This is a genomic window from Empedobacter sp. UBA6745 (assembly GCF_002453775.1).
Classification (GTDB): domain Bacteria; phylum Bacteroidota; class Bacteroidia; order Flavobacteriales; family Weeksellaceae; genus Empedobacter; species Empedobacter falsenii_C.
The window spans coordinates 1-17,902 of the sequence record NZ_DKHL01000025.1 but is presented as its reverse complement, the minus strand read 5'-3'; the positions used below and the strand labels follow the sequence as shown (position 1 = coordinate 17,902).

Annotated in this window: 19 protein-coding genes and 1 pseudogene; 15 read left to right on the top strand and 5 right to left on the bottom strand. The window is 30.7% G+C overall.

Features of this window, described 5'->3' with window-relative positions; all coding sequences use genetic code 11:
* From B4H69_RS07565 to B4H69_RS07545, 5 genes are all read left to right on the top strand, one after another.
* On the top strand, positions 1–1,090 hold a 1,090-nt coding region (locus B4H69_RS07565), incomplete at its 5' end, for a cation:proton antiporter (protein ID WP_291093377.1).
* 1,132 nt (positions 1,091–2,222) lie between these two features.
* Positions 2,223–2,858 (top strand): hypothetical protein, encoded by a 636-nt coding sequence (locus B4H69_RS07560; protein WP_291065782.1) that lies wholly within the window; start codon positions 2,223–2,225, stop codon positions 2,856–2,858.
* A 438-nt stretch (positions 2,859–3,296) separates the two neighbouring features.
* Complete coding sequence (locus B4H69_RS07555; RefSeq protein WP_284583510.1) at positions 3,297–3,914, top strand: KGG domain-containing protein; 618 nt, start codon at positions 3,297–3,299, stop codon at positions 3,912–3,914.
* Positions 3,915–3,973: 59 nt separating this feature from the next.
* Positions 3,974–4,507, top strand: a complete 534-nt coding sequence (locus B4H69_RS07550) for a ferritin-like domain-containing protein (RefSeq protein ID WP_291093375.1) — start codon at positions 3,974–3,976, stop codon at positions 4,505–4,507.
* Between the two features lie 191 nt (positions 4,508–4,698).
* Positions 4,699–5,298: a Crp/Fnr family transcriptional regulator gene (locus tag B4H69_RS07545; protein WP_291093373.1), complete on the top strand. Its 600-nt coding sequence runs from the start codon at positions 4,699–4,701 to the stop codon at positions 5,296–5,298.
* A 228-nt stretch (positions 5,299–5,526) separates the two neighbouring features.
* On the opposite strand, the gene B4H69_RS07540 is transcribed toward B4H69_RS07545, so the two are convergent.
* Positions 5,527–5,871: a hypothetical protein gene (locus tag B4H69_RS07540; protein WP_291078224.1), complete on the bottom strand. Its 345-nt coding sequence runs from the start codon at positions 5,869–5,871 to the stop codon at positions 5,527–5,529.
* A gap of 6 nt (positions 5,872–5,877) precedes the next feature.
* Complete coding sequence (locus B4H69_RS07535) at positions 5,878–6,729, bottom strand: SDR family oxidoreductase (RefSeq protein WP_291078225.1); 852 nt, start codon at positions 6,727–6,729, stop codon at positions 5,878–5,880.
* 674 nt (positions 6,730–7,403) lie between these two features.
* Here B4H69_RS07535 and B4H69_RS07530 point away from each other — a divergent pair.
* The 8 genes and pseudogenes from B4H69_RS07530 (at position 7,404) to B4H69_RS07495 (ending at position 13,061) form a co-directional block, all read left to right on the top strand.
* Positions 7,404–7,547 carry a hypothetical protein gene (locus B4H69_RS07530; RefSeq protein WP_286485259.1) on the top strand — a complete coding sequence of 48 codons (144 nt, stop codon included), beginning with the start codon at positions 7,404–7,406 and terminating at the stop codon, positions 7,545–7,547.
* A gap of 109 nt (positions 7,548–7,656) precedes the next feature.
* Positions 7,657–8,067 (top strand): hypothetical protein, encoded by a 411-nt coding sequence (locus tag B4H69_RS07525; RefSeq protein ID WP_291078226.1) that lies wholly within the window; start codon positions 7,657–7,659, stop codon positions 8,065–8,067.
* A gap of 379 nt (positions 8,068–8,446) precedes the next feature.
* On the top strand, positions 8,447–10,570 hold the full coding sequence (locus B4H69_RS07520; protein ID WP_291093371.1) for a catalase: 2,124 nt from the start codon (positions 8,447–8,449) through the stop codon (positions 10,568–10,570).
* A 39-nt stretch (positions 10,571–10,609) separates the two neighbouring features.
* Positions 10,610–10,843: a hypothetical protein gene (locus B4H69_RS07515; RefSeq protein ID WP_221856903.1), complete on the top strand. Its 234-nt coding sequence runs from the start codon at positions 10,610–10,612 to the stop codon at positions 10,841–10,843.
* A 100-nt stretch (positions 10,844–10,943) separates the two neighbouring features.
* A pseudogene (locus B4H69_RS07510) lies at positions 10,944–11,363 on the top strand (pyridoxamine 5'-phosphate oxidase family protein); the annotation flags it as partial.
* Between the two features lie 78 nt (positions 11,364–11,441).
* Positions 11,442–11,693, top strand: coding sequence for a GlsB/YeaQ/YmgE family stress response membrane protein (locus B4H69_RS07505; RefSeq protein ID WP_291066002.1), 252 nt, complete (start codon positions 11,442–11,444; stop codon positions 11,691–11,693).
* 77 nt (positions 11,694–11,770) lie between these two features.
* Positions 11,771–12,757: an SDR family NAD(P)-dependent oxidoreductase gene (locus B4H69_RS07500; RefSeq protein ID WP_291093369.1), complete on the top strand. Its 987-nt coding sequence runs from the start codon at positions 11,771–11,773 to the stop codon at positions 12,755–12,757.
* 49 nt (positions 12,758–12,806) lie between these two features.
* Positions 12,807–13,061, top strand: coding sequence for a hypothetical protein (locus tag B4H69_RS07495; RefSeq protein ID WP_038330338.1), 255 nt, complete (start codon positions 12,807–12,809; stop codon positions 13,059–13,061).
* An 11-nt stretch (positions 13,062–13,072) separates the two neighbouring features.
* Here the strand turns inward: B4H69_RS07495 and B4H69_RS07490 are convergent, their stop codons facing one another.
* The 3 genes from B4H69_RS07490 to B4H69_RS07485 are packed head-to-tail and all read right to left on the bottom strand — an operon-like array spanning position 13,073 to position 14,799.
* The gene (locus tag B4H69_RS07490) at positions 13,073–13,915 is read right to left on the bottom strand and encodes an isoaspartyl peptidase/L-asparaginase (protein ID WP_038330340.1); all 843 of its coding nucleotides are present in this window, start codon (positions 13,913–13,915) and stop codon (positions 13,073–13,075) included.
* Between the two features lies 1 nt (position 13,916).
* Complete coding sequence (locus tag B4H69_RS16455; RefSeq protein WP_349679661.1) at positions 13,917–14,111, bottom strand: hypothetical protein; 195 nt, start codon at positions 14,109–14,111, stop codon at positions 13,917–13,919.
* A gap of 37 nt (positions 14,112–14,148) precedes the next feature.
* Positions 14,149–14,799, bottom strand: a complete 651-nt coding sequence (locus B4H69_RS07485) for a cyanophycinase (protein ID WP_349679660.1) — start codon at positions 14,797–14,799, stop codon at positions 14,149–14,151.
* Positions 14,800–14,944: 145 nt separating this feature from the next.
* On the opposite strand from B4H69_RS07485, the gene cphA reads away from it, so the two are divergent.
* Entirely contained in the window at positions 14,945–17,554 is a 2,610-nt protein-coding gene (cphA, locus tag B4H69_RS07480; protein ID WP_038330341.1) for a cyanophycin synthetase, read from the top strand.
* Positions 17,555–17,600: 46 nt separating this feature from the next.
* Positions 17,601–17,759, top strand: a complete 159-nt coding sequence (locus B4H69_RS07475) for a lmo0937 family membrane protein (protein ID WP_115000514.1) — start codon at positions 17,601–17,603, stop codon at positions 17,757–17,759.
* Positions 17,760–17,902 lie beyond the last annotated feature (143 nt).

Genomic DNA, 17,902 nt, shown 5'->3' with positions numbered 1-17,902 from the left:
TTTTCGCTTTGCAATGATTGCCGTTGCGACGGGACAATTCATCTGGCACGAAGTTGCCCTTAGTTTTCTGTGGATGGGTATCGGGGGTGCTGGAATCGGAATCCTTATAGGAATTTTCTTTATGAAGATGCACCGCTTGTTGCCAACTGATGCCAATATCGATATTGTACTCACAGTCGTAACGCCGTTCCTCATGTATCTTGTGGCGGAAGAGCTTCACGCTTCCGGTGTTTTGGCTGTAGTTTGTGGTGGTTTGTTGCTTTACAACAGAAGTCATTCTTTTCTGGCTACTTCATCGCGTTTAGGGACGCTAAATGTTTGGAGCAGTTTGGTTTTTTTGCTGAATGGTATTGTTTTTATGATGATCGGGCTCGATCTACCACAGATTGTTTCAGGGCTTGAAACAGATTTGTTCACAGCATTTGGTTATGGCGTTTTGATTACAGTTATTCTGGTTATAACAAGAATCGTTGCGGCTTATGGTGCCGTATTCACCACGATGATTATGCGTAATTTCATCACTGTTGCCGACCGACAAAATCCAGGCTGGAAAGTGCCTGCTTTAATCGGTTGGACGGGAATGCGCGGCGTGGTTTCACTGGCTGCCGCACTTTCAATTCCGCTGACTTTGCATGATGGAACACCCTTTCCGCACAGGAACTTGATTTTATTTATCACTTTCGTGGTCATCCTGCTTACTTTGTTGGTTCAGGGTTTGACGCTGCCTTTTCTCATCACAAAATTCAAAATTCAGGATCCTGATTTTACCCGCTCTGAAAAGGAAATCGATAATGAAATCCGGAACGAACTTGCAAAAATAGGAGTGAAAAGAATCCAGGATACCCATTTCGAAAAACTTGAAAAATTCCCGGCGATAAAGGATCAGTTACAAATCTGGGAAAATCGTGTCAACAGTTCGGAAGTCATTCTGAATTTTCCAGAATACCGTGAAGTTTACTTGGATATCATAAACCATCAGCGCGAATGGCTGATCTCCAAAAACCGTGAGGAACTTCTTCTTGACGAAGAAATTGTACGTAAACATTTAAAAATGCTCGATTTACAGGAAGAAAAACTGGGAATGCATTAATTTTTAAAAACAAAACACTTTGTTGACGTGGAGAGTTATTCTTTTGTACTAAAAGATATTACACGTGAATTTTCTTAAAGGAGGTTTTGTTCAATCGTATTTATAAGACAATTATCAAATGGATCAAATACACGGAAGACCCAATCATCCACAAACACAAGGAAAAATTGAACACTATTACAGAACCATCAAAAATGGTAAAACTTGATAATTACTTCGCTCCAGAAGAATTAAAAGCAGCTTTAGAAAATCTGTTTATCGTTACAATAATCAACGTTATCATGAGGCTTTGAATAACCATACTCCTTTGGATGTTTATTTTGGTAGTGCAGATAAAATTTTGGAACAAAGAGCAAGTATTAAACAACAAACAATTACAAAAAGAAGGAAGTTGTATTTTCAAGAAAAAATANNTAATAAATTTATAAACCAAACACTCTCTTAATTTTTAGGAAGAAGTATCCCATTTATTTTGATAACGTACATTTTTTAAAAGTGTATAAAATCCATTAAGGAGAAATAAGAATATTTAAAAGGACTTTATTTCGTCCAAAATACCAATTTTCACTCAAATTTTTCAACTGATTTTATTAAAAATACAAATAAGGTACAAATATTTGATACAAATAACTATAATAAACCTATAACATATTTATTCTTTTGTATACTTTGAAATATTAAAAAAACCTCTTAAAACATTGATTTTAGGAGGTTTTTTAATATATTTATACTATGTTAGTATTGATGAGGTTACTTTCCGATACAGAAAGTGTAAATCCCTTTATTCATCAATAGTGTAGGGGAGTGTGGTGTAGTATTAGTGTAGTGATTTTTGTGAATAAATTAACATAAAATACTAATTCTTGCTAACTTTTTTCATATCAATAGTAAATTATTTTAATAAATCTAATAAAAAAAATTAGTATTTTAAGTGAAATAATCTCTAATTGTTTTTTTTAAAACAAATTTATTTTAGTGGAACTGTTAGTTTATGTGATTTTTTCTAAAGTACAATTGTCTTTAACCTCAAAGAACAACATATAATCTAATAATTTCTTTACTAAAAATATGACCTCAATCATAAATATAAGCAATAGATGAAGCTAATTTCGTTCATGTTAATTCATACATTATGAAAAAGTTGAAAAAATATCTAACAAAAACTTATAATGAAATTCCAAAACAAAGAGGAGGAGGCTTTCATGATACAGAAAGTAATAGGTACTTTAATGATAATGGATTAATTGATGATTGTTACCAAATACTAAGATGTAGATTTCTTTCTATAAATAATTGGAAACATTTCTGTGGTGAATCTTCTGCTGATTTTAGATTGTTTGATCAAAGTGGAGCTCATGTTGATCGTTTACCAATTGTTGGAGATTACATACGAATTGATATACCAGGACTAGGAACTTTTGGTGAAAATGGATTTGATTGGGTAAAAATAGTATCAATTTGCGAGCAAAAATCTATTGATTACAATCAAGCAAGTTTGTCTTTTATTTGTTCCCCTTCTAGTTCTCCAAATAAAAAAAACAAGAAATTAATTGCTCATTTTTATAGTAAAAAGTCGACCTCAACTTTTCGAATAACAAAAGATAATAATTCTATTAAGGTTGGAGTATATGGTCGAAATGAATACCCTAACTTAAGTCATACAAATTTTATCAATTTTTTTAGAAACTTCATTATTGCTTTAGGAGGACTGTTTGGAATAGCTAAATTAGAATGGAAATGTTTATGTGATGGCTTAATTAACTTCTAAATTAAAACTGAAATGAGAAATACATTTGTGTTAATAGCAATCATTCTAATAATTTTCTGGGGATTAATATACTTTGGATTAGGTATTAGCTATCATGGAATTGTACATTTTCTATTATTTATGGCTTTTATTTCGTTAGTATTACGACTCCTTATTGGTAAAAATCAAGGTTAAATTAATTACTTTTACATATCACACTTATTAATGTTTTATTCTTTTCTAATACCTGCAAAATATTGCGGGTATTTTTTTTATTATATTGATTTTAAGATTTATAAATGTTTTTAAACGGATATGATTTGAATCATAATATCACAATCTTTATGTGAATAATTTAGCATAGAAAGAAATCTAATTAGTATTTCAATAAAAGTTAAATCCAATTTACTACATGAATAATACTAGTCTATTTATGTAGTAAATTACAAAACTACAATTATGAAAAGGAGTAATTCAAACAATCACAATTCGCACAACAATTCAAGCAATGCAAAATCAACATTAGAAGAAATCTATCAGCTGGGTTATGATCATGGCTTTAATGATGCTTCGCAAGATGAAGACTATGATGATGATTTTTCTGATTATGAAGAAGATTATGATGATTTTGCAAATGGTTATCAAGAAGATAATTATGATGATGACGATTATGACGACGATTATGATGACGATGATTATGATGACGACGATTACCAAGACAATAGAAGAAATAACAGAAGAAATATGCCAGAAAGAGATAGTATGGGTCGATTTGTTTCTTCTAATAATCGTTCTTCTGGTCGTGGAAATCGTTCTTCTTCCTCACAATCTAATAACCGAAGATCATCTTCTAATTCCTCTTCTCGTAATAGTTCTTCTAGAAGCGGAAACAGCAGAAGTTCGGGTAGTGGATCAGGAACTTCAAAAAGAGGTTTTGCATCTATGAGTAAAGCGGAACGTACACGTATAGCTCGTATGGGAGGTAAAGCATCTCATGGAGGAGGGCGTTCTTCAAACCGAGGAGGACGTTCTTCAAATTCGAGTCGATCTGGATTCGGAGGTAGAAGAAATGGTTAATTGTTTTGTATTGCCTCTTTTCGNNTTAGGCAAAGAAAGAATCTCATCCAATTGATACAATGGATAAATCAACCGATAATAGCGATGATAAAATGAAAAAGTCGGCATTACATAAATTCTTTATTTCAGCACTTCAAGATATATATTATGCGGAGCATGCATTAGTAGACGGATTAGAGAAAATGCAAAATTCGGCTACTACAGAAGAACTGCAAGATGCTTTTGAAGATCATCAATTACAAACTAAAAAACATATCAGTCGATTAGAAAAGATATTTGGTTTGTTGGATGAAAAGGTTGAAAAAAAGGAATGTGAAGCGATTAAAGGATTAATAAAAGAGGCAGATGAAATTATTAAATCCACAAAAGAAGGTACAATGACACGAGACGCAGCTCTAATCATTGCAGCTCAAAAGATAGAGCATTATGAAATTGCTACTTATGGTGGTTTAGTTCAATTGGCAATTACAATGGAGCATCATAAAGTAGCTGAGTTGCTCGAAAAGACATTGATTGAAGAAGAAGAAACGCATGATAATCTTACTGAAATTGCTGAAACTTTAATCAATTTTGAAGCGGAAGAAGAAAATTAGTTTTGTGATTAAATCTCTTATTAATATTTTTTTATGAATAAATATTAATAAGAGATCTTTTTATTTGAAAAGGATTATACTCAGAAAGTTTAACATACTGATTTATCCTGTGGCATATTTATTGAATCTTTTTAAAACGATTTCTGTCTCTATTACTATACTTTAAAAACAAACCACAAAAGATTAATACTATGCTTATTGATGAAAAATTATTGTATCAGTTTGGTGCTGAAAGAGTCTATTTTAAGAATGGAGAAACTGTATTTACGGAAGGTGCTCATCCTTCTTTTTATTATCAGATTATTGTAGGAAAAGTTAAAGTTAATCATTTTAATGAAGAAGGGAAAGAATCTATACAAAACATTCTATTACCAGGAAATAGCGTAGGAGAATGTTTCTTGTTTTTAGAAGAATTGTACCCGATGAACGCACAAGTTCTAGAAGATACCCTATTGATAAGATTAAGTAAAACTAATTTTTTAGAATTATTGGAATCTAATCCTTGCATATACATAAATCTTAGTCGTTGTATGTCAGAGAAATTGCATTATAAGTTTCTTATGATGCAAAATAATTCCATTAATAATCCCATTATTAGAATGAAAGGATTATTGGATTATTTGAAAAATAATGCTATAGAATCAACAGTACCTTTTTCTTTTAAAATAGATTTAACACGACAGCAATTAGCTGGTATAACAGGAATGTGTGTAGAAACTGTAATTCGAACGGTCAAGTTAATGGAATCTCAGAATATGTTAAGGTTACAAAAGGGAAAAATACTGTATTAAAAAGAATTTGTTAAACTCCTAAAAATAACTATTATGTTCCCACAATTTAAAGAATTTTTTTTATCTAGCCTTCATATATTTGCTTATATAATAATGCTTATAGGAGGATGTATATTTTTATTTTTTTGGCTCAAAAAAAGAAAAAAGAGAAGAAATAGTAGAAAATAATTTGATTATTTTTATTAGCCCATTATTAATTGTATACAAATAATAATGGGCTAATATTATTTATAAATCTCTATGTATCAATTTTATTAACTCTTGTTCTTTTTTTACCTTATTGTAAGAAAAGTTTGAATAAAAATGAATTAACATTTTTTTTGTTAGACAGATTTCTCCATGTGAATAATTATTCTTGTCAAGAAATTCGAATACTGATGTTTTGTAGTCAGTAATTATATTTTTTAAAAATTCTTTTTTTTGTTTACATAAAGTAGTTTGACTAATTTTCTCAAGCGATTTAATAATAAATGGGGGATCAAGAATCAAATGTGCAGTTGTAGATCCAAAAATAAATTCATTAATTAAACATAAAAACTCATGTTCTGAATGAGTATAATCTAATTTTTTCATATTTCTTTAGCCGTTTATGATTTCTCCACCATTTGGATGGATTACTTGTCCCGTAATAAAACGAGCATCTTCTGAAGCTAAAAATAAAAAAGCAGGAGCAATTTCATTTGGCATAGCAGCTCTTTCCATAGGTTTGTCACTTCCAAATGTCGCAATTTTTTCAGGTTCAAAAGAAGATACAATAAGAGGTGTCCAAACAGGACCAGGTGCAACAGCATTTACTCTAATTCCTTTTTTTACTAAATTAGCAGATAAGCTTCTTGTAAATGAGACGATAGCTCCTTTGCTGGCAGCATAATCAATTAATTTTGGACTTCCCCTATAAGCAGTAACTGAAGTGGTATTAATGATGGTACTTCCTTTTTGCATATAAGGTAAAGTGTATTTTGTCATCCAGAAATATGAGAATACATTGTTTTTAAATGTATTTTCTAGTTGTTTCGTTGAAATTTCTTCTAATGTTTCACTTTCCCAATGTAAAGCTGCATTATTAATTAATATATCAATTTTATGAAACGATTCAATCGATTTTTCAACTGCAATTCTACAATTTTTTTCAATGGATAAATCACCTTTTATTATTTTACAATTGACATTAAATTTTTCAATTTCTTTTTTAGTCGATAATGCCTCTTCCTTTTCATTTAAATATGCGATTACGATATCAGCACCTTCTTTAGCAAAAAGTAAAGCTGTAGCTTTTCCAATTCCACTATCGCCACCTGTTATTAAGGCTGTTTTTCCTGCTAACTTACCTCCTTGCGAATATATAATGGGATCTGTCTCGGGAATTGGTTTCATTTTTTTTTCTTTTCCTGGTCTAGTTTGTTGTTGATTTGCTTGTTGTAATTTTTTCATTTTTATTAGTTTTAATGTTTATAAAAAATATTCACTTATAATTATTTATTCCAAGTTTTCTGATTAATAAATTTTGAATCATAATAAATTTATGAAACAATTTTTCGCTCATACATTTACAAATAATACCATATAAATGATGATGTTTTTTTAAAGATTATGAAAACTTACTTTCTCTAATTTTATTACGTCACAATCTTCTATTGCCTGTATTGTAATAGTATATAGATCTTCCGAAAATAGAAATGACTCACCTAAACTTTGTCCTTTAGAAAGTTGAGTTTATAAAACTATTTTTTCGTGTTGATAATTTTTTCTCTTAACTTTTCCACTTTGTATTTGTAGATAAAATTATGCTGTTATGCCTTTTTAATAATAAATTCTCCTGATTTGTAGGTTTGGCGAGTTGCACCAAATTCAAATAATAAATCTTTGTCTATTAACATATCCTAACTTTTTAAGGTTATTTTAACCAATTTACTTTGATTTTTTATATCCATTTATGAGTACAATCATAAACTTATCAGTTTTCTACTTCTAATTTTGACACACAATATGATAAATCGATTGTCATTGTGAATTGTTTAACCACAAAAAGATATTTTATGAAAACTATTGCAGTCATAACATTCTTATTCGTTCTAACAACTATTAGCTGTAAACAAAGTAATGAAGTGTTACCGAATCATAAAGATTCTATTATTACACATGATAGTATATTATCAGGTGAGTATCCAATGTCTCCTGACTCTTCTGATACAATACTTCCAGTTGACAGCACATCTTACGATGTTGACTCTATTAAGAGAAGTCGATAAAATATCTATTTGTGTTATGAGAATTCCTATAAATATTAGGAATTCTCTATTTTATTAAAGAGATTAATTATGTATTTGATCTTAATATTTAAATTTTAATACTTCGATTATGGAAGGTGGACCATTACTACAAGAAAATGGAGTTCAAATTACTATTTTTTTAATATTTGCAATTGTCTTTTCAGGCTTGCTTATCATTATTTTTAGATTTTTAGGGATTCATAGTACTTTAATAAAACGAAAACAAACACGTGAACTTGAAAAAAAACTAGAAAGCCTTTCTGAAGAAGAACGTTTAGTTTATAACCAAAAAGAAAATTCCTTAAAATTAAATCTTACATCACATAGCCTTTCAGAGAATTACATTGTTTCGGATGAAGAAGGTATTGTAAGAAATATTAATATAAATATAGTTGAAGAGCTGAGATTTTTTCCTGTTAAAAGAAGAACTTCAAGTTTTCAAATTAAGTCTATTTTAAATGGAACTGTTTTACTTATGATAAATGCTTACGATAAATGAAATCAAAAAAATTTTTTAATTAATGGTAGCAAAACACCTAAAACAATTCCTTATTGGATATGGATATTTATACTTTTGTTTATCGGATGGGCTATATATTATGAGATTACCAGTTATGTTGTTTAAAAACTATATAATAAAAGATTATTTTTAGTAGATATAATATATATACTATTAAAATTTTTATAATTTGATATATTTATCATTATTCGAAAAAAATGGCACTTTAGTTGATAGATAGTTTATTAAATTATATTTTAAACATATAAGTGTCAATAAGGTGATTGTTTTTATGTTGATTTTATTTTCCTTTTCCTTTTCCTTATTGGGTTCTTTATCAATTCTTATTCATTAAAACTTACTAATTAATAAATTGCATATGAAAAAAGCTAAAAGTTCAAATTCTAAAATTGAACAAATGAATCAGTTTTCAGTTGATAACACTAATCAAAAATTAACAACGAATGATGGTGTCTCAATCTATGATAATAATAACACCTTAAAAGTTGGAGATAGAGGACCTTCCTTACAACAAGACCATATATACTTTGATAAGTTGGGTCATTTCGATCGAGAAAGAATACCTGAACGAGTTGTACATGCTCGAGGTAGTGGAGCTCACGGAATATTAGAAATACATGAGGATATTAGTGAATATACATGTGCAAAATTTCTTCAAAAAGGTAAAACGACTCCACTATTTATTCGTTTTTCAACTGTTGCTGGATTTAAGGGATCTACAGATTTAGCAAGAGATGTTAGAGGCTTTTCGGTAAAGTTCTATACAGAAGATGGTAATTATGATTTAGTTGGGAATAATATACCTGTATTTTTTATTCAGGATGCTATGAATTTTCCTGATTTAATACATGCAGTAAAACCAGAGCCTGATAAAGAAATTCCTCAAGCTGCTTCAGCTCACGATACGTTTTGGGATTTTATTTCTTTGATGCCAGAATCAGCACATATGATTATGTGGGCAATGTCTGATAGAGCAATTCCTCGTAGCCTGAGAATGATGGAAGGATTTGGCGTACATACATTTAAATTGATCAATGAGAAAGGTAAAGCTACTTTTGTTAAATTCCATTGGAAACCACGATTAGGAGTGCATTCTGTAGCATGGAACGAAGCTCAAAAAATTTCCGGATTTAATTCTGACTTTCACCGTCAAGATCTATGGGAAGCTATTGATGCAGGTAATTTTCCGCAATGGGATTTAGGTGTTCAACTAATTCCTGAAGAAGATGAATTAAAATATTCTTTTGATTTATTAGATGTTACAAAAATAATTCCTGAAGAATTAGTACCAGTTAAAATCATTGGTACGATGACACTTAATCGCAATCCTGACAATTTTTTTGCAGAAACAGAACAAGTGGCTTTTGACCCTGGAAGAATTATCCCAGGTATTGATTTATCGGATGATCCTTTACTGCAAGGTCGTGTTTTTTCTTATATGGATACACAGAATTATAGATTAGGTGGAGCCAACTTTCATGAAATTCCTATTAATAGACCATTAAATCAAAAGCATAATAATCAAAAAGATGGAACGGGCAGAATAGATATTCTCAAAGGAGGAGTAAGTTATTTTCCGAATAGCAAAGCTTCTGGTTGCCCATATCATGCTATGTTGAAGGGAGAAGAAGGTTTTAAATCTCATGAACAAAAAATAGAAGGGAAGAAAGTAAGAACTAGATCTGATTCGTTTGCTGATCATTTTTCGCAAGCAACCTTGTTTTTTAATTCACAATCCAAACCAGAGAAACAACATATTATAGATGCTTTTAGTTTTGAATTGAGTAAGGTTTCTGATCCAAAAATTAGAGAGAGACAAGTTGCTATACTTTATCAAATTGATAAAACTTTAGCGCAAAAAGTAGGTGATAATCTTGGAATTATACCTCCAAAAAAGTTGGATGAACTGACATTAAGTTTTGCAAGGCAAAATCATCCCAATTATCCTCGGCAAACTAAAAAACAAGAAATAAATTCATCTGATGCTTTGAGTATGAAAGTAAAAGAAGGTGAAGGAACTATTAAAACTAGAAAAGTAGCCTTTTTAGTTGATAATGGTGTTTCTAAAAAAAGTGTAGATCAATTAAAAAAAGCTCTGGAAAAAGAGGGAGCTGAAGCGGTATTAATTTCATCTAAAGTAGGTGAGCTAACTTATGAAGAAGGAAGTAAAGAAAATATTTCCCATAGTTATCTTACAGATCCTTCAGTTTGTTATGATGCCGTTTATACACCATCAGGTAAATCAATAGAATCTTTAAAATCTAATCCAGATTATTATGAATTTATCAATGATTCTTACAGACATTGTAAAATATTAGCATTTGCAAAAGGAGCAGGTTCGTTAATGGATAATTCATTTGTTAAACTTGATAGAGGAGTGATTTTAGAAGATGAAAATGAGAATTGGATTGCGGATTTTATTCAAGTAATGAAATTACATCGTATTTGGGACCGTGAAGAAGAAAGGAAGGTTCCTTCATAATAAAATGTTTAACGTGATATAAATATAAAATTTAGACGAATGATATTACAACTTAGTCCTACAATACTTGTTGATACCCCTATTGGTAGAGGTCGTACTATTTTTATAATTGATTATGGTATGCATCAAAATTCGTGTTGGGTTGTAACGATGGAAAAAAATGGCATTGTAAAACATTTTGATAGCAATGACATTATAGTTTGTACAAATTTTACTTTTCATATCAATGAGGAGAAAAATTGTTTTAATCACAATTCAGATATAAAAAAATAAAATTATGGGAAATGCACAGTCACCGACAGAAAATTTGAGCGGAAATAAAGCCATTGAAAAGATAAAAACTATTGCTGAAACTGCCTGAACTTGCTTTTTTACCACCAATATTGGCGGTAATACTACAAGTAGACCAATGGCTCTTCAAGAAGTAGATGAGGTTGGTAACCTCTGGTTTTTGAGTGATGTTCGTTCACTGAAAAATGATGAAATTGAAGCCAATCCTAATGTAGAACTGTATTTTATGAATAATTCTAAATACGAATACATCTTTATTAAAGGAAAAGCCAGTGTTTCAAAAGATAAAACTTTAATTGATAAATATTGGACCAATTTTGCAAATGCTTGGTTTGATGGAAAAGACGATCCTAATATCAGTCTAATAAAAGTTTCGCCAAACGATGGGTATTATTACGAAACCAAAGACAATAAGTTTATTGCCATGTCGAAAATGCTTTTTGCCGCCGTTACAGGAAGTACAATTGAAGACGGAGGAATTGAAGGAGAACTGAAACTATAAAGAATAAATTATTGTCTTCTACAATGTTAATTAATTAAAGAAAAATGCAGANNTATTAATATTTAAAAATCACACATTATGGGAATTCTAACATGGATAATTTTCGGCCTTATAGTCGGAGCAATAGCAAAAGCAATACACCCTGGTAACGATCCAGGTGGTTGGATAGTAACAATAATTATTGGGATTATTGGAGCTGTTGTCGGTGGGTGGCTTGGATCGATGCTTTTAGGTGTCGATGTAAGCGGATTTAATATTTCTAGTTTTTTAGTTGCAATTGCTGGAGCAGTTTTATGTCTAGCAGTGTATAGAATGATTTCGAAAAAATAGACTGTCTAATTAACGATTAAAATACTGTAAAGTCTCAGAGCGCTGAGACTTTTTGTTTAATATTACTATTTATAATTATGAAAAATACAGTCATTGATTTAATTACTAAAACAGCGGTAATTACTGGCGCTTCTAGTGGTGTTGGCTTAGCTACAGCACACTTATTTGCTCAAAATGGATATCAATTGGTTTTGGCAGCACGAGGTGTAGAAGGTTTAGAAAAGGCGGTTTCAGAATGCAATGCTTACGGTGGAAAAGCGGTTTATAAATCAACTGACGTTTCTAATGCAAATGAAGTAAAAGATTTAGTTGAATTTGCTCTGAAAGAATTTGGACGCATAGATATATGGGTAAATAATGCAGGGGTAATGTCTAGTGGGAAATTTGGAGAAATTCCAATGGAAGTTAATGAACAGGTTATAAAAACCAATCTCATGGGATATATGCATGGAGCTTATTATGTTTTACCAGTTTTTAAAGAACAAAATCAAGGAATACTCATCAACAATGTATCAATAGGAGGGTTTATGCCTGCGCCTTTTAGCTCAGTATATTCTGCTACAAAAACAGGAATAAAAGGGTTGATGAGTGGATTACAAAGCGAATACAGTGTCTATCCAGCTATACATATTTGTAATATTTATCCTCAAATTCAGAGATCAACAGGAAATATGCATTCAGCAAAATATTCTGGATTAGATTTTAAAATACCTCCTTTCGCTGCAGATCCTAATGATACGGCAAAAGTAATATACAATCTAACAATTAAACCTAAAAATGATACGTTTCCAGATGCAAGTTCATACTTAATAAAATTTATTCATGGTATATTCCCACAAACATTTACCAATTTAGCAACTGCAGTAATGAGACTAATGATGAAATTTAGTAATGGTAATGATAACGAAGGCAATATTTTATATGCATCTTCAGATCCGCATCAGATTTATGGAGAAACGAGTATTCCTGTTCCTTCAAAATCTACTCAAAGAATAGTCTCTTTAGGTATATTAATAGGTTTAGGATTGTATACAACCACAAGGATTAGAAGAAAATACAAATAGGATTATAAAACACTTTATAGCAACAAATTATTAACTAAAATATATTCATATGAAACCAGAACATTTAAATTCAGATTCAATTCAAAGCTTATTGAATGAATTATATAATCGAGCTTTTGAAAAAGGTTACGAGAAAGGAAAAAAAGAGTTCTCTGAAAATTGTGAGACAGATCCTCGTGAAGGTGTTATTATAAGTGAAGGAGGTGATATAGAGAAAACTGCTGAAATACAGATGTCCAATCAAGAAAAATTAGAGGTAGTAGAATATATAAAAAACAAATTGTTTGATATATTAAATGATTAGAATGAAACATTTTAATCAAAATATTTCAATTCAATTCCATCAAAAGAAGCAAAAACCATTGAAGGAAAACTATCTAAATGAAAACTATTTCCTTTGTTGTCTATGCCAATAGCTCCTGCATATCCATTAAACTCTTTAAGTTCTTCAAAACTTTTAGTAAATGCAGCTTCAATGCTCATACCATCCGAGACTCTTGTTACAATTTTAGCAGCCATTGCGCCACTTACAATATCTTCACCAACGCCAGTCATACTAACACCGCAAGATTGATTGGCGTAATTTCCAGCAACAGTAGCAGAATCTGAAACACGCCCTGGTATTTCAAAACCTTTTCCTCCAGTTGATGTAGCCACAGCAATATTATTATCGCCATCTAAACAAACACATCCAACTGTACTTGTTTTCGAAGAAATTATTTTTTCTTCGAATTCTTTTTTACGTTGTTCAGTTTCAGGATTAAAATACTCGAATCCATGTTTACGTGCAAATTCTATTGCTCCGCTACCAGCCAAAATACGATCATCGTAAGTCATTAGTTTTTCTGCAACTAAAATTGGATGTTCAACATTTTCTATATTAATAACACCAGACATTTTAAGAGTATTCCCATTCATTAAAGCGGCACTTAATCTTATTTTTCCATCCGATTGAATTTGAGAACCTAAACCTGCATTAAATAAAGGGTCGTCTTCTAATAAACTTACTGTATATACAACAGTTTCAACTGCTGTATGTGTTGTTAAATAGTCGTACCCTTTTTGAACTATTTTAATTAAAGCATTTTGTTTTTGAAATTTAGTTTCAGGATCGGTTAATGATTCTGAAAAAAAACCACCGTGAATAATTAGTTTCATTTTATTGATTATTATATTGAGAATCTTTGATTATTATTTTATTTTGATCAAAATGAAAAACATCATTTCGTGTCATCACATGAGAAATAATATGGCTTATTGAAATTGGATATCCAATTTCGATTTGAGAAAGACTAGTATCTAAAATTTCTCGACCATCAACCAAAATAACTGAACTAGAGCCTATTGCTGTCATTTTATTGTTGTTGTCGCTTATAATTAGCCCAGTATCTTCACTTAAACCAATTCCAATCTTCATGGGATTTCCTGTAACAGCCTGAAAAAGGCNNTCCAATTCTTCCTCTTTGAATAAAATGAGTGTCAACGATAATAGAATCTATTAATCCAAGACCACTGTTCATCTCAACAGATCCTTTTAGTAATGCATCAGAACTTGCTCCTTGATAGATCATGCTAGATGAAGCGGCGGCTGCTCCTGCTGAAGTACCTGCATAAATAAACTCTTCATGATAATATTTTTGCAACAGTTTTTGTTGAAAAGGTGTACCTCCAATAGTTGAGGTTAACCTAAGTTGATCTCCTCCACTAAATAATACAACATCAGCTTCATCTAATCGTTTTAACGATTCTGGTGAAAGCGCATCTAAACGTGTATTTATATCCAAATGTTCAACATTGTGTGCATCCAAAAGACTGAAAGCTTTGATATAGGCTTCAGCAGCAGTTTTAGGAGATTGAGAAGCGGTGGTTATAATTTCAATTCTAGAATTTTCTTTGTGTTTTGCTTCCTCAAGAATCTTTTTTAGAATACCATTTTGATAAAAGAAATCATTGATAATTTCCTCACGTGGTAAATGCGTTGGTAAGGAATCAGCAGTATTTATTCCACCTCCAACAATTATTAATTTTCCTTTAATACTCATCATTATTGATTTTATAACTTCAATTTAATTAATATTAACTGGACAAGAGGAGAATAAACCTTAAAATAATGGTAAAATAGTGTTAATAAGGGAAAAAGGTCTAGTTCTTGTAATCATTTACTAAATTTTTTAACACTTACCACATATGAAAATAGAAAATATATCGATTTTAAAAGGACCAAATTTTTGGAGTATCAAGAGAGAAAAACTAATTCAAATGCGATTGAATTTAGGTCGCTTAGAACAATTTCCAACGAACAAAATTGATGGATTTGCAGAACGTATACAATCATGGTTACCTACAATGTTTTCGCATCGTTGTTCTGAAGGGGTAGCTGGTGGTTTTTTTACTCGTGTAAAAGAAGGAACTTGGATGGGGCATGTAATTGAGCATATCGCATTAGAAATACAAACCCTAGCGGGTATGAATACAGGCTTTGGCAGAACTCGCGAAACAAATACGCCAGGTACTTATAATGTTGTATTTGCTTATCAAGATGAGCAGGTAGGGATATATGCAGCAAAAGCAGCTGTTAGAATTGCAGAAGCATTAATATCTAATTCGTCTTATTCCATTTTAGATGATATTAAAAATATGACTAAAATATGGAATTCAAATAAACTCGGTCCTTCTACACAAAGTATAATTAATGAAGCAGAAAACCGAAAAATACCATGGACACGATTAAATAATCATTCTTATATCCAATTGGGATATGGTAAAAATCAAGCTAGATTAGAGGCGACAATTACAGATAAAACCAACTATCTGGCTGTTGAGATTGCATGTGATAAATTTCGAACCAAACAATTATTAAAGGATGCATTTATTCCTATCGCTGATGGTGGTATAGGCGAAAATGAAGAAGATTTAAAAAAAATAATAGATGAAATAGGCTATCCAATTGTTATTAAACCATATAATTGTAATCACGGAAGAGGAGTAACCACCAATATAAATGAATATGAAACTGCTGAAAAAGCATTCCAGAATGCACGAGAATTTAGTCAAAAAATAATCGTAGAAAAATTTGTAAAAGGTTATGATTTTAGAATATTGGTCATCAATAAAAAAGTAGTTGCTGCGGCCAAACGAATACCTGCTCATATAATTGGAGATGGAAAACTTACGATAAAAGAATTAATTCAAATTGAAAATGAAAACCCTAAAAGAGGAGAAGGTCATGAACAAGTTTTAACAAAAATTAGCATTGACCATCATACCATTTCATTATTAAAATCAAAAAACTACGATCTACAATCTATACCCAAACGTGCTGAAATAATTTATTTAAAAGCAACAGCAAATCTAAGTACAGGAGGAACATCTATTGATACAACTGAAGACCTTCATCCTGATAATATTATCATAGCAGAGAAAATTGCTAAAGTCATCAATTTGGATATATGTGGTATTGATATCATAGCATCCAATTTATCCGAATCTTTGTATACATCTGGTGGAGTGGTTATAGAAGTAAATGCAGCTCCAGGATTTAGAATGCATATAGAACCAACAAAAGGAATTTCGCGCAATGTTGCTTCTCCCGTTTTAGATATGCTATTCCCTTTTCAAAAATTACCAACTATTCCAATATTAGCAATTACAGGTACCAATGGTAAAACAACCACCACTCGTTTAATTGCACATATATTTAAAAACACTGGAAAAAATGTAGGTTATACAACATCTGATGGTATTTATATCAACAATCAGCTAATGGAGAAAGGGGATACAACAGGTCCTATTAGTGCAAAAAAAATATTGAATGATCCAACAATAGATATTGCTGTTTTAGAAACAGCAAGAGGTGGAATTTTGAGAGAAGGTCTTGGATTTAGTGCTTGCGATATTGGTATAATAACCAATATTACAGAAGATCATTTGGGATTAAAAGATATCGATTCTTTAGAGCAATTAGCCAGAGTAAAATCTGTTGTTGTTGAAAGTGTGAAAAAAGACGGTTGGGCAATTTTAAATATTGAAGATTATTATTCAATGGAAATTTCAAAGAAATTAGCATGTCAAATAGCATATTTTTCATTGGATGAAAAAAGTAAAGAAGTTCAAAAACTTATAAAAAAAGGAAATATAGTCGCATTGTATACACAAGAAAATATTGTAATACAGACTAAAAAAGAACGAATAGTTGTTGCGAATATTTACGATATACCGTTAACAATGGATGGAAAAGCTATTTTCATGATTCAAAATGTTCTAGCTGCTGTATTAGCAGCATATATATCAGGTTTGCATGTTCCCCAGATTACGAAAGCGTTGAATACTTTTTTCCCAAGTCCAGATTTAACACCTGGTAGAATGAATATTTTTCAGTTCAAAGAATTTAAAATATTAATCGATTTCGCACATAACCCTGCAGGATACACAGCTATAAAAGATTATTTGTCTAAAGTGGAAGCAAATAAAAAAATTGGAATTATTTCAGGTGTAGGGGATAGAAGAGACGAAGACATACAAAAGTGTGGAAAAATAGCAGCTGAGATGTTTGATTATATTATTATTCGACAAGAGCGACACTTAAGAGGTCGAACAGAGAAAGAAATTATACAGTTGCTTGTAAAAGGTATTCATGAAGTTCAAGAGAATTTTCCTTATGAAATAATTCCGAACGAAATTGAAGCGATAGAACATACAATAAACAAAGCAGAAAAAGGTGATTTTATAGTCGCACTTAGCGATGCTGTTTCCAATGCTATAGAAGTAGTGCAATTTCATATGAACAAAAATTCCTAAACAATTTAAATTATAAAAAGTAAATGTTTAATTAAAATCAAAATTTATGAGAAATCTAATTTCAATTATTGCTGTAGTATTACTTATTTTGTGGGCTATAGGTTATTTCGGATTCGGCCAAGCAGTAGGTCAATTTATACACATATTACTTGTACTTGCTATCATAGCTTTATTGTACAGATTAATTACAGGCCGAAAACCTTAGTATTAAAAATAATCTGAAAGAATATATCAAAATTCTTTCAGATTATTTTTTAAATATATAACCCTATTTTGTTATTCGATCAAAACCAAAAGTTTTTAAACGATCATCAATTTTATTAAGAATAATATTTTTTAAAACCTGAG